General features: G+C 62.7%; 13 protein-coding genes. 10 read left to right on the forward strand and 3 right to left on the reverse strand.

Features of this window, described 5'->3' with window-relative positions; translation table 11 throughout:
• Positions 1-113 precede the first annotated feature (113 nt).
• Positions 114-1118, forward strand: coding sequence for a LysR family transcriptional regulator (locus tag BN1969_RS11905; protein ID WP_050624491.1), 1005 nt, complete (start codon positions 114-116; stop codon positions 1116-1118).
• Here the strand turns inward: BN1969_RS11905 and BN1969_RS11910 are convergent.
• The 3 genes from BN1969_RS11910 to BN1969_RS11920 form a co-directional block, all read right to left on the reverse strand.
• Positions 1069-2073: a uroporphyrinogen decarboxylase family protein gene (locus BN1969_RS11910; RefSeq protein ID WP_050624492.1), complete on the reverse strand. Its 1005-nt coding sequence runs from the start codon at positions 2071-2073 to the stop codon at positions 1069-1071. The genes BN1969_RS11905 and BN1969_RS11910 overlap by 50 nt on opposite strands.
• Before the next feature lie 84 nt (positions 2074-2157).
• A complete protein-coding gene (locus BN1969_RS11915; RefSeq protein WP_050624493.1) occupies positions 2158-3369 on the reverse strand; it encodes a M24 family metallopeptidase in 1212 nt (403 codons plus the stop codon).
• A gap of 42 nt (positions 3370-3411) precedes the next feature.
• Positions 3412-4938, reverse strand: a complete 1527-nt coding sequence (locus BN1969_RS11920; protein WP_050624494.1) for an AbgT family transporter — start codon at positions 4936-4938, stop codon at positions 3412-3414.
• Positions 4939-5449: 511 nt separating this feature from the next.
• Here BN1969_RS11920 and BN1969_RS11925 point away from each other — a divergent pair.
• The 9 genes from BN1969_RS11925 (at position 5450) to BN1969_RS11970 (ending at position 11908) form a co-directional block, all read left to right on the forward strand.
• On the forward strand, positions 5450-6478 hold the full coding sequence (locus BN1969_RS11925) for an NAD/NADP octopine/nopaline dehydrogenase family protein (RefSeq protein WP_050624495.1): 1029 nt from the start codon (positions 5450-5452) through the stop codon (positions 6476-6478).
• Positions 6479-6845: 367 nt separating this feature from the next.
• A complete protein-coding gene (locus BN1969_RS11930) occupies positions 6846-7874 on the forward strand; it encodes a DUF2804 domain-containing protein (RefSeq protein ID WP_050624496.1) in 1029 nt (342 codons plus the stop codon).
• Between the two features lie 87 nt (positions 7875-7961).
• Positions 7962-8558, forward strand: a complete 597-nt coding sequence (locus BN1969_RS11935) for an RNA polymerase sigma factor (RefSeq protein ID WP_242850336.1) — start codon at positions 7962-7964, stop codon at positions 8556-8558.
• Positions 8503-9141: a hypothetical protein gene (locus BN1969_RS11940; RefSeq protein WP_147577090.1), complete on the forward strand. Its 639-nt coding sequence runs from the start codon at positions 8503-8505 to the stop codon at positions 9139-9141. The genes BN1969_RS11935 and BN1969_RS11940 overlap by 56 nt, the downstream gene beginning before the upstream one ends.
• 725 nt (positions 9142-9866) lie before the next feature.
• Complete coding sequence (locus BN1969_RS18025; RefSeq protein ID WP_050624500.1) at positions 9867-10097, forward strand: M48 metallopeptidase family protein; 231 nt, start codon at positions 9867-9869, stop codon at positions 10095-10097.
• Between the two features lie 305 nt (positions 10098-10402).
• Positions 10403-11008, forward strand: coding sequence for a DUF2975 domain-containing protein (locus tag BN1969_RS11955; RefSeq protein WP_050624501.1), 606 nt, complete (start codon positions 10403-10405; stop codon positions 11006-11008).
• An 11-nt stretch (positions 11009-11019) separates the two neighbouring features.
• Complete coding sequence (locus BN1969_RS11960; RefSeq protein WP_050624502.1) at positions 11020-11238, forward strand: helix-turn-helix domain-containing protein; 219 nt, start codon at positions 11020-11022, stop codon at positions 11236-11238.
• Positions 11235-11696: a hypothetical protein gene (locus tag BN1969_RS11965; RefSeq protein WP_050624503.1), complete on the forward strand. Its 462-nt coding sequence runs from the start codon at positions 11235-11237 to the stop codon at positions 11694-11696. Before BN1969_RS11960 ends, BN1969_RS11965 begins: the two co-directional genes overlap by 4 nt.
• A 14-nt stretch (positions 11697-11710) precedes the next feature.
• Positions 11711-11908, forward strand: coding sequence for a hypothetical protein (locus tag BN1969_RS11970; RefSeq protein WP_050624504.1), 198 nt, complete (start codon positions 11711-11713; stop codon positions 11906-11908).
• Positions 11909-11976: the final 68 nt, after the last annotated feature.

Here is an 11976-nt window from a genome sequence, read left to right on the forward strand (position 1 = left end):
GCTGTATCGCTCTCCTATCTGGGGTGGTATCTGAAAATGAACACTTGTAAAGCACAAGCAAATCGAATAAAATAAGCAAGAGATAGACAACTGTTTGATTGGAGGAGACGGCCATGTTCAGTCTGACCAGTCTGAAATGCTTCGCGGCGGCGGCGGAGGAGCTGAACTTCACCCGGGCAGCCAAGCGCCTGTTCATCTCGCAGCAGGCCCTGAGCAGCCACATCTCCAAGCTGGAGGAATATTACGGGGTCAGGCTGTTTGACCGGGGCATCCCCATGACCCTGACCGATGCGGGACGGGCCCTGCAGAAGCATGCCCGGGAGATCCTGAGCTCGGTGGACGACTACGCCCGGGAGGTCCAGGACATCAAGAACTTCCGGCAGGGCGAGCTGACCGTGGGCATCCCGGTGACCCGGGGGACCATCATGCTGCCGCCCCTGCTGTCCGCCTTTCATCAGCTCTTCCCCCAGATCCGGCTCCATCTGGTGGAGGGGACCGTCAGCGGGAACATCGCGGATGCGCTGTACGATGGCACAGCCGACCTGTGCATCGGCTATCAGCCCGAAAACACGGAGGAGCTGGCGGTGACGCCGCTGTTTGAGGAAAAGTTCGTGGTGCTGGTCCCTGACCGGCTGATGAAAGAGCACCATCTGGACCGGAAGCTGGGGGAGGGCGCCCTGTCCATGGACCGCTTTGCGGAGCTACCCTTTGTGGTGCAGCATCCGGAGACCATGAACGGCCGGGTCTTTCAGACCCTGTGCCGGAACGCCGGGATAGAGCCGGAAGTGGTGGTCTCCACCCAGAATCTGATCACGGAGGCATCCCTGTGCATGGAGGGGATGGGGGCCTGTGTGCTGCCTCTGACCTTCCTGTCACCCGACCAGCGGCTCTCCGGCCACGGGAGCACCCCCCTGTTCAGCCAGGAGGGGCTGGACAGGCTCTCTATTTTCCTGCTGGATACCAGCGGGATCGGCCGGTTCCAGATCTCAGTCTGCCGCCTGAAGAGCAAGCTGCTCACCCGGGCGGGCCGGGAATTCATCAGCCTGGCCCGGGAAATTTACAGCGGCGTCAGCGCTGGTCAAATACCGCCTCAATTTCATTTCGAGTCGTCCCGATAAAGGAGAGCATGTCGTCGTCCAGGGGGTAGCGGATGACGCAGCCCGGGGTGAGGATCTGATGCCGTCCGCCCAGGAGCTTGAAGCACTGGAAGATCTGGTTCTGGATGGCGCCCCGGTTCTGCTGGGTGATGTCGGTCCGGCTCAGGCCGCCCATGAGGCACTTGCCGGTGAGGGCATAGGCCTCGTCCAGGGCGGGCAGGGATTCCCAGGCGTGCCAGTTGAAGACCTGGACGGGGTAATCCTTGAGGATGTGGAACATGATGTGGTCTCCGTGGCAGTGGATGGTGTTCATCCAGCCCTTCCCGGCGGCCTCCAGCACCCGCAGGTCGTAGGGCTTGCCGTACTCCAGATACTGGCGGTCCGTACACTTGTCATAGGAGCTCATCTGGGAGGCCAGGAAGATCCCGTCGGCCCCCATGTCGATGGCCGCGGCCACCAGCTGGGCGGTGGTCTCGGTGATGACCTCCAGCGCCGCCTTGACATCGTCGCCATGGCCCTCCTCGATGTAGGAGATCAGCTTCCCGCCGCTGATCTTGTCTGCGATGGTGATGGGGGTGAAGGCGGTGAAGATGACGGGGACCTCCTCGCCCTTCAGCTTCTCCAGGACCAGCTGCAGATGGCGCAGCTCCCGGGCGTTGCTGCCCTGGGTGCAGGGGCAGACCGTCAGCTTCCGCCAATCGGCGGCGCAGGAGATGGGGGTGCTCACCACCTTGGCCACGCCGCCCTTGACGATCTCGGAGTAGTCCACGGTGCAGCCGAAGTCCTCGATGGCGTACATGCCGTTGTTCATGGTCTTGACGAAGTCGAAGTCATATTTTTTGTAGAACTCATAGGTCTTCTGGGAGATGGCCTCCGGGTCCAGATCGGTGCCCGGCATGTGGGTCCAGAAGGAGTAGGGCATCTTGTCCGGCTTCTCGCCGCGGATGGCGGCCTGGATGCGTTCTTTTTTTGTCATGAGATCACAGCTCCTTTTTTATGGCGCTCTCGTGCGCCTGCGTCAAGCTCCGGCCCGCCTCCAGCAGAGGCGGGCCGGTCAGGTTCAGCCTTTTTTGATGATGATCTTGTCCCGGGGGGAGTTGGTCAAAAACTCGAACCCGTCCTCGGTGATGAGCACTGTGTCGCTGTTGCGCACCGCGCCCAGCTCTGCGCTCATCAGGCCGGGCTCCACCGTGAGGATCATGCCGGGAGCCAGGGGGGCCTTGTTGCCCTTGGTGACGGAGGGGAACTCGTGGGTGGACAGGCCCATCCCGTGGCCGCAGCGGCCGGGGAGGATGCTGCCGAAGCCGGCGTCCTCGTACTCCTTCATGGCGGCGAAGTACAGGTCCTCGAAGATGGCGCCGGGGCGGAGCATGCGGAAGATGTTGTCCCGGGCCCGGAGCATGGCGTCGTAGGCCCGGGTGCGCTCCTCATTCACATGGCCCACGATGACGGTGCGCTCGTTCTCCACATTGTAGCCCGCGATCCGCGCCCAGCTCATGGGCATGGTCAGGTCGCCGGGCATGGGGACGTAGCCGGTGGGGCAGTCACAGCCGTAGTTGAGCCGCTCGTTGGACATGCACCAGACCACGAAGGTGTCGATGTCGGCGGTCTCCGAGTTGGAGAAGCCGGACACCTCGTACTGCTGATACTTCTCATGCCAGCGGTTGCGCATGGCGTACTGTCCCTCGGTGGCGGCCTGAGCCTCGCTGGCGCCGCCCTCCAGGGCCTCGATGGCCCGGGTGACACCCAGGTCCACCAGCTCGCCGGAGATGCGGCACATCTTGATCTCGTGGGGGTCCTTGATGAGCCGCAGGTCCACAGCGTCCTGGGCGATATCCACATAGCCCTTGACCTGGAGCTTCGTCTTCAGGCGGTCCAGGAAGTTCATGCTGGCGTAGTCGCCCTCCACGCCCACGGTGAGGGGGCCGCCGCCCAGAAGCTCCCGCATGGCGTCCATGGCGTCCATGGCCACGGCCTGGGTGGCGCCCCACTTGCCGTAGCACAGGACCTTGTCCACCGCGCCCTCATTGACGGCGTGGTCGTGGCGGATGCAGTGGACCAGCAGAAAGGCGTCATCCCGGGTGAGGATGAAGTAGGGGACGTGGCTGATGAGGATGGGGTTGAAGTTGCTGAAGTAGAACACGTTCTCGGGGCGCATGAGGATGGTGACATCCACCCCTTTGCGGGCCATGACGTCCTGCATCTTCCGGATGCGCTCCTTGACATAGCCGCGCAGCTCCGGGCTGGAGCGCTTTTCGTCTAAAACATTCATAGATGACCTCCTGAGATACACATTTTTCATAAAAAGTGAGAGTTACATGGAGAAATGGACCGGGCTGTTGGGACCCAGCGGCAACCCAAGGAAGAAGTAGATCAACAGCTCTGCGACCATGAAGAGGAAGAACGCAATGACGTAAGGCATGGTATTGGACATCAGGGTGCCGAAGCCGGCCTTCTTGTCATATTTCTGGGCCAGGGCCAGCAGCATGCCGAAGTAGGCGTCAGACACATTCATGGGATTGGTGACTGCGTCGCCGATGCGGTAGGCCATCTGGACCAGGGCGGGGGAGTAGCCCATCAGCATGAACATGGGCACGAACACGCTGGCCAGGATGGACCACTTGGTGGAGGCGGAGCCGATCAGCAGATTCAAGAAACAGCACATCAGGACGAACAGAACCAGGATCATCCAGATGGGCAGGCCGGAGGCTTCCAGAGCGTTGGCACCCTTGATCGCAATGACAAGCCCCAGATTGGACCAGTCAAAGTATTTCAGGAACTGGGCAATGAAATAGAAAAGTGCAATATAAGTCGCCATATTGCCCATAGCCGTGCTCATGGCGGCGGCGACATCGTCAAATTTCTTGAAGCGGCCGGAACCATAACCGAAGGCGATGCCGGGGATGGCGAACATCAGGGCGATCAGCACAGTCATGCCAGACATGAGGGGAGCCTTAGAACTGATGAGAGAGCCGTTTTCATCGGCCAGTACGCCAGTGATGCACAACACGACAATGACTGCGATATAGGTCAGAAAAGCAATCAAAGCGGCTTTCAGACCCTTTTGGTCCATAGGGGAAGTCTCATCGGAGATGGGGGAATAGGTTCCGGTGTAGACGCCGAGGCGGGGCTCCACGACCTTTAGGGTGACCAGGGTGGAGACAATGACCAAGCAGACTGCCGATACCGCGGAGAAGTACCAGTTCATGGAGGGACTTAAAGAAATCTCGGGAACCAACATCTGGGCAGCTGCCTCGGTGAAGCCCATGTTGATCACGTCCATGGAGGTAATTAGAATATTGGAAGCAAATGCGCCGGTGACAGAAGCGTAGGCCGCAAACATGCCAGCAAAGGGATTGCGGCCCATGGCAGACCAGAGCATGGCACCCAGAGGGGGAAGAACGACAAAGCCAGCGCCGCCCGCACAGTCGGCCAGAACGCACACAGTGATGAAAACAATAATGATCTTCAGGTCAGCGCCCTTCGCCTTCGCCAGGCCGCGCAGAGCAACCTGGAAAAGGCCGGAGGCCTCGGCCACGCCGACGCCCAGCATACAGGTCAGGGTCAGACCCATGGCAGAGGTGCCAGTGAAGTTGGTAACAAAATTGGTCAACATGCGGATAAAGCCATCTTTGGTGAGCAGGTTGACAACCTCTACGGTCTCACCAGTGACGGGGTTTACCGCGCTGACATTAAAAAAGGAGCAAATTGCAGAGGCAAGAACGACGATAATACAAAGTGAGATAAACAGCAGCATTGGATTGGGGATCTTGTTTCCTAAGACTTCAACACCCCGTAAAAACCGTTCCAACAATCCTTTCTTTTTGACTTCCATTTCCATAGATGGATGACCTCCCTAAGCTTTTCTTGTAATCACACACATTGCAGGGGAATGGAAGATTCCGGACGGCTCGGCTTCCGACACGGAACCTTGTGCCGAAAAGGGTGGGACCCCACTTTTGAACAGAATGTTCCCATCTGTTCATGATAAAGCTATTTTAGTGCCAGACACAAACTAAGTCTAACAGAAAAATGAAAAAATCAACAAGCAATTGGTTGTGACATTGAGGAAGCCATAGGTTTTTTCCCCAGAGCGGCCCGGGGAGCTGCAAAAAATGTCTAAAACCGGCGGATAAATTTTGTATGCTTCTGCATCCCATGCTTGTGGTCAGGCTCTCAGCCGGGGCCGGGGCTGGAAAACATGAGGGAATATGCCTGGATAAGGCGGCCCGGGGGGTGAGATCTTGGATATTCCGCACAAAGATGGGAAGATGCACGGAAAGAGAGGAGTTGAAAAATTCCCCGCTTTATGCTCTAATAGAGCAAACTTTCAAAGGTAGGGGAAGCAGAATATGAAGTTTGCGATTTTGGGAGCGGGAAATACCGGAAAGGCGTACAGCGCATTTTTGTCCCACGGGGGGCATCAGGTCCTTCTCTATGACCGGAGCCAGGAGCGGCTGGCGCCCATCCAGGCCCGGGGGATCTCCGCCACCGGCGTGGTGGAGGGGCGCTTCCCTGTCCCGGTGACCACACAGCTGGAGGACTGCGGGGACAGCGACGTGATCCTGGTGTGCACGGTGGCGGCGGGACACCGCCCGCTGGCGGCGGGGCTGAGGGGCGTGCTGCGGCCGGGGCAGATCATCCTGGTGACCAACTGCTGCTGGGGCGCGGTGGAATTTGATATGGAGCTGGGAGCAGAGGCGGAGCGGAAGGGCTGCCCCATCGGGGAGACGGGGGGACAGCTGATCCTGTGCAGCTCCCCCGCGCCGGACGCGGTCTATCTGAAGACCGTCAAAAAGAGCATGGGACTGGCATGCGTCAGGCCGGAGGATACCGCCGGGGTGCTGGAGCGGCTCGCCCCTGTATTCCCTCAGCTGTGCCCTGCGGCCAATGTGCTGGAGACCTCGCTGAACAACTCCAACCCCATCTCCCACGGGCCGCTGGCCCTGTTCAACATCACCCGGATGGAGAACGGGGAGGACTTCCTGCTCTTCGGGACAGGAGTGACCCCCAGGGTGGCCAGCTTTATGGAGAAGATCGACAGGGAGCGGGTGGCGGTGGTCCGCGCCTGCGGCGTGTCCGCCCCCACAGAGCTGGAGATGCTCAATTCCTTCTGGCCGGAGCCCCAGGAGAGCCTGTACAATGTGCTGCACAACACGCCGGCCTATTCCGTCACCAAGGGCCCCAGGACCCTGGACCACCGGTATCTTACGGAGGACCTGCCCTATGGCCTGGTGCCCTATGTGCGCCTGGGCCGGAAGCTGGGGGTGGAGACCCCGTGCCTGGAGGCGCTGATCGGGATGTTCGGACTGTATATGGACCAGGATTATTTCCAGCAGGGGCCGGAGGTGGAACAGCTGGACCTGTCCCGGTACCGGTAAGGCCAGCGGGGGCCGCACGGATGTGCGGCCCCCGCTGCAGCTTGTCGAAAACCCCCTCCCACGTGAAGCCTCGCAGAGTTCCGTCGCCCGCAGGCGACGGAATTCAATTTAAATCCGTCATTTCCGAGGACATGAGCCTCGGAAATGACACTTCTCATGGCGGGTGGGGCGACTATTTCGCATGAAATCGAGTCCCACACGCCATGCAGCCCTCTTCTCGAAAAAGGCACTTGTGCCTTTTTCGAGAGTCTCCAACGGGGGCCGCACGGATGTGCGGCCCCCGTTGGCCCTTTCTTTTCCCTGAGATCGATGGTAAAATAGCCCTGTGGAACGCCGGCGGGACTCCGGCGGAAAGGAGGCACGACTGATGCAGCATGAGATCACACAGGCCATCCCGCTGCTGGACGAGCAGGGGGAGCTGACCCAGCCGGGGTGGGCCCGGAGGCTGCTGCCTGTGTACGACCGCTCCAGGGTGAGGGGCGGCCCTCTCCGTCTGAAGGAGAGGGACTGCTATCTGGTGATGAACCGCCAGTGCGCCCTGGCCCTCACCATTTCGGACAACCGCTACATGGGGATGGACTCCATCTCCCTGATCGACCTCTGGGAGGGATGGCAGGTGACCCGCAGCCCCATGCGGCTCATGCCTCTGGGCGGGACAGGGCTGCCCCAGAGCTCTCTCCGGGGCAGCTGCGCCAGGGCCGGGCGGGGCTACGGCCTGCTGTTCCAGCATGAGGGAGAGGGGCGCACCCTCCACGCCCATATGGACCGCTTCCGGGACGGGCAGGCGCTGGACGCCCAGATCCTGCTCACCCAGGAGCCGGAGGAGTCCATCGTGATGTGCACGCCCTTTGAAAAGCCGGGGCAGTTCTATTTCAACCAGAAGATCAACTGCATGCGGGCCCAGGGAAAGGTCACTCTGGGGGACCGGGAGTATGTCTTTGACCCGGAGGACTCCTTCGCGGTGCTGGACTGGGGCAGAGGGGTGTGGACCTGCCGCAGCACCTGGTACTGGGGCTCCGCCTCCGGCATGGTGGACGGGGTCCCATTCGGCTTCAACATCGGATACGGCTTCGGAGACACCTCCGCCGCCACGGAGAACGCCCTGTTTTATGGCGGGAAACTCCACAAGCTCTCCCAGGTGACCTTCCATATCCCACGGAAGAACGGACGGGAGCACTACCTGGCCCCCTGGACCTTCGACAGCGACGACCGGCGCTTTCGGATGAAGTTCCGCCCCATCCTGGACCGGGCGGCCTGCCCCAGTGCCGGTGTGGTGCGGTCCGGCCAGCACCAGGTGTTCGGCAGCTTCACCGGCACCGCGGTGCTGGACGACGGCACGGCGGTCCGGCTGAAGGAGCTTCTGGGCTTCGCGGAGAAGGTGGACGACCGCTGGTAGGCAAGATTCAGACAAATACGCCGCAAATTGAAACCAAAAGCCCGTCTTCTGTGTTTATAGGGGTGAAACGCGTTTCAGGGAAAGGATGTGACACCCATTCAGGAACAGGAGATGTGGCGGGCCCTGCGCCGGGGGGACCCCCGGGGGCTGGAGGAGCTGATGAGCCGCTATACCCCCTATGTGGCCGCGGTGGCCGCCCGGGTGCTGCCCGGCCGGCCCCAGGACTGGGAGGAGCTGACAGCGGACGTGTTCCTGTCGGCCTGGGAGCACCGGAAGGCGCTGCGCCCGGAGCAGATCCGGGGCTGGCTGGGAAAGGTGGCCCGGAACCGGGCGCTGAACCGCCTGCGGGCCAGCCGGGAGGTCCTGGCACTGGAGGAGGACGTGCTCTGTCTGGCGGAGGACGGCCCCCAGCGCCTGCTGGAGGAGCGGGAGCAGGCGGAGCTGGTCCGGCGGGCCCTGGGAGAGCTGGAGAGGCCGGACCGGGAGCTCTTCGTCCGGCACTACTACTACGGCCAGACGGTGGCCCGGGCGGCGGAGGAGATGGGGCTCAACCCGTCCACCGCCAAGACCCGGCTCCGCCGGGGCCGGGAAAAGCTGAAGGAACATTTGCGGAAAGCGGGGTTTTGTGTTGAAGAAGCTGAAAATCTCAAGCCTGATGAACGAGTATCAGGATCAGGAGAGTGAGCCTGTCCCCCAGCCGGGACTGGTGGATAGGGAGCGGGTGCGCCAGCGGGTGCTGGGACAGGTGGCCGGACGGAGAAGACGGAAGCTCCGCCGGGCCGTGATCGCGGCCGTGGCCGCGGCGGCCTGCCTGGGCCTGGTGGCCTGGACCTGGGGAGAGAGGATCTATCAGATGGCCTCCGGAGGCCAGGTGACCATCGGAGAGGGCTATGGGTCCGTCACCATGTCGGACGGGAAGGGAGAAGATGGGGAGCCGCTGGTGGTCTCTCTGGAAGCGGGACGGCTGTGGTTCGTGGCCGGCGGCGAGCGGACCGATATCACCGATCTGGTGGACGAGGACACCCCCTACGTCCACACCTACACCGACGGGGAGGGGGTGCTCCACTATTTCCTGGTGGGGGGCACCCCGGAGGACTACGGCTGGTTTGAAGGGCTGAAAGCCCCGGACGGCAGCGGCGGCGGCGCCGGTGTGCTGAGCAGCGTGGTGCCGGAGCCGGGAACCGTGGAGACGGCGGAGGAGCCCGGATGGTACACGGCGGGAACGGCGCAGGTCCAGGCCCTCTGGCGGGCCCAGCAGGGAAAATAAAATGGGAGAAGCGGGCGGCTGTCAGGCCGCCCGCGGCCTTTGTTTGGGGAGAAATGCCGGCCCACGGGCCGTGTGCCGTGGCTTCGGGCCCTGTATGGTGCGCACCCCTCCCGGCCCCTGTGCAGGGGCGAGGCCCAGACCCGCCCGGCCTTCTGGGGCGATTGCCCTCCTCATCCGGCACAGCATATGCCGCCCTGCACAGGGGCTGAGGAGAGGGGCGCCGTTGTACGACCCGAACCGGCCGCCGGGAGAGCGGTATGGGGGGAGCACACCGGGCGGAGCTGAGGCACTCACCGCCCTTGCATTTTCTCCAAAATTCTGTTATCCTCCATGGAAAGACTGGGTACAGAGAGGGGGCGGAACAGGATGGAGCAGCTGCGGATCACGGACACTCCGGCGGGGCCCATCTCCTATCTGCTCACCCGAAAGCGGGTGAAAAACCTCAACCTCCGGGTCCGGAACGGTCAGGTGAGCCTGTCGATGCCGCTGGGCTGCCCGGCAGAGGAGGCGGACGCCATGGTCCGGGCCAAATGCCGGTGGATCATCCAGGCGCTGGAGCGGCAGTGGGCCCCGGGGCCGGAGCTGCCGCCGGAGCCCGCCCGGGGGGGGTGCCTGCGGCNCCCGCCCGGCGGGAGTGCCTGCGGCTGCTGGGGGAGGCGCTGGACCGGGTCTATCCTCTGGTGCAGCCCCTTGGGGTGGCCTGGCCGGAGCTGAGGCTGCGCCGTATGAAGAGCCAGTGGGGCAACTGCCACTGGCGGCAGGGCTACATCACCCTGAACACCGCCCTGGCCCGCTGCCCGGAGACCCTGCGGGACTATGTGGCCCTCCATGAGCTGGTCCACTTTGTCCACCCGGACCACGGGCCGGGCTTTTACGGGCTGATGGACCGGCTGATGCCGGACTGGCGGCAGCGGCGGAAGGAGCTGCGGCGCTATGGCGGGGCACTGGCGGGATGACGGCCCCCTCACCCCGGCGCGGCGGGGGGCTCTGGTTGTACGATCCCGTGCAAATAGGGCCCCGTAACAGTAACAGAGATAGTAATGGAAAAGAAACAGTTATCTCTGTAATAGGAACAGTCAGTGTGGCGCCGCGTGCGCTGGTGAGAGAAAGAGAGAGCGGTTTTTGAAGGGATGCGTCTCCGGACTCCCCCGTCCGGAGGTTTCTTTTCCCTTTGAATTTATCGAAAAACGATAAAAATATATTGACAATCGTGTTTTAAGGTGGTAGGATATGGGCAATTACAAAGGAGGGAGCCGCGCTCATGGAACACAACGTGGTCGTCCGCATGGCCAAGGTCCTGTATGGGATGGTGCTGGCGGTATTTGTCTTCAATCTGCTGGTCCTGCCTCTGGTGCCGGGCTATACCATGATGGCCTATGAGGGGATGGGGATGGGACACCCCAGCATCAGCTCCCTGATGGGGACCATGCGCTCCCTGCTGGGGGCTGGTGTGCCCGCATGGGAGATCCTGGTGGTGCGGCCCCTGGCCATGCTGGGAGGCGACTGGTCGGGGTACGGGCCGGAGGTGTGGTGGAGCGCGGCCTTTTTCCTGGGCTGCGGCATCTGTACCGCCGTGCTCCTGTGGCAGGCCCGGTGCATCCTGTCCACGATCATCGTCCAGACTCCCTTTCAGCGGTCCAATGCCCGGTCCATGAAGCGGGCGGCGGCCAGCTGCTGGGGCATCGCCCTGCTGGCGGCAGTGCGGATGGCGGTGTGGTTCCTGCGGCTGAGGAGCGCAGCCCCGCTGTTCACCTTCACAGCCTTGTTCATTCCGGTGTCGCTGATGGCGGGCCTGCTTTTCCTGGTGATGTCTGCCCTGTTCCGCCAGGCGGCGGAGCTGAAAGAGGACCAGGACCTGACCATCTGAGGGGGCGGAGCATGAAGATCGTAGTCAACCTGGACGTGATGATGGCCAGGCGCAAGATGTCCCTGGGGGAGCTGGCCCAGAAAGTGGACATCACCATGGCCAACCTGTCCATCCTAAAGAACAACAAGGCGAGGGCTATCCGCTTTTCCACTCTGGAGGCCATCTGTGCCGCCCTGGACTGCCAGCCCGGGGATATTCTGGAATTCGTGCCGGAGGAGGGAGACCGATGAAGGCGTTGCCCATTCTGCTGGTCCTTCTGATGCTGTGGAGCGCCATCTGGAGGCCCGGCCCGGGGGACTATGTGGCCCGGGAGCTGGAGCTGGAGCTCCCCACGGCCCAGACAACGGACACCTATGACGACCACGGCGGCTTCCACGGGGACGGCCTGCTCCACACGGAGCTGACCTTCTCCCCGGAGGACGGGGCCCGGGTGGAGGAGGCGGTGTCCCACCATCCCTCGGGCAGGTGGAACCCCTTCCCCATGGACGATAAGATGGAGTCCTTCCTCTACCGGGGCGGGGCGGCGGAGCTGGCGGGCTGGACGGTGCCGGAGCGCGGATGGTGGTATCTGCTGGACCGGCAGGAGGACCGGGAGGGCAGTATGTTCCAGCGATCCTCATTCAACTACACCCTGGCGGTGTACGACAGCGCCGCCGCCACCCTGTCCTATCTGGAATTTGACACCTGAGGAGGGAGAGCGGGATGGAGCGGAGGGAAAAGAGGGCGCTGGCCTCTCTGCTGGCCGCCTCGCTGCTCTGCCTAGCCCTGGTGGGCCTGGCCGCCGGGGACCCTCCGGCGGAACGGGCGGAGGCCCTCTTCCGGGCCGGGCGGGAGGAGTTCGACCGGGCGGCGGCGGAGCTGCTGGCGGGGAATGGGGCGGGGGGGCGGAGGTGTGGTTAAGAGAAAGGGCCAGACCCGCCCCGCCCTCTGGGGGGGTTTGATCGGGAGAGCGGCGCGGAAGGGAAAGG

The sequence above is a fragment of the Clostridium phoceensis genome, assembly GCF_001244495.1.
GTDB classification, from domain to species: Bacteria; Bacillota; Clostridia; order Oscillospirales; family Oscillospiraceae; genus Lawsonibacter; species Lawsonibacter asaccharolyticus.

Excerpts from the sequence above, each read along its gene's own strand:
- BN1969_RS11955 (WP_050624501.1), top strand. The coding sequence starts at position 10,403 with ATGGAACACAACGTGGTCGTCCGCATGGCCAAGGTCCTGTATGGGATG.
- BN1969_RS11930 (WP_050624496.1), top strand. The coding sequence starts at position 6,846 with ATGCAGCATGAGATCACACAGGCCATCCCGCTGCTGGACGAGCAGGGG.
- BN1969_RS11920 (WP_050624494.1), bottom strand. The coding sequence starts at position 4,938 with ATGGAAATGGAAGTCAAAAAGAAAGGATTGTTGGAACGGTTTTTACGG.
- BN1969_RS11910 (WP_050624492.1), bottom strand. The coding sequence starts at position 2,073 with ATGACAAAAAAAGAACGCATCCAGGCCGCCATCCGCGGCGAGAAGCCG.
- BN1969_RS18025 (WP_050624500.1), top strand. The coding sequence starts at position 9,867 with ATGAAGAGCCAGTGGGGCAACTGCCACTGGCGGCAGGGCTACATCACC.
- BN1969_RS11970 (WP_050624504.1), top strand. The coding sequence starts at position 11,711 with ATGGAGCGGAGGGAAAAGAGGGCGCTGGCCTCTCTGCTGGCCGCCTCG.
- BN1969_RS11965 (WP_050624503.1), top strand. The coding sequence starts at position 11,235 with ATGAAGGCGTTGCCCATTCTGCTGGTCCTTCTGATGCTGTGGAGCGCC.
- BN1969_RS11915 (WP_050624493.1), bottom strand. The coding sequence starts at position 3,369 with ATGAATGTTTTAGACGAAAAGCGCTCCAGCCCGGAGCTGCGCGGCTAT.
- BN1969_RS11960 (WP_050624502.1), top strand. The coding sequence starts at position 11,020 with ATGAAGATCGTAGTCAACCTGGACGTGATGATGGCCAGGCGCAAGATG.
- BN1969_RS11905 (WP_050624491.1), top strand. The coding sequence starts at position 114 with ATGTTCAGTCTGACCAGTCTGAAATGCTTCGCGGCGGCGGCGGAGGAG.
- BN1969_RS11925 (WP_050624495.1), top strand. The coding sequence starts at position 5,450 with ATGAAGTTTGCGATTTTGGGAGCGGGAAATACCGGAAAGGCGTACAGC.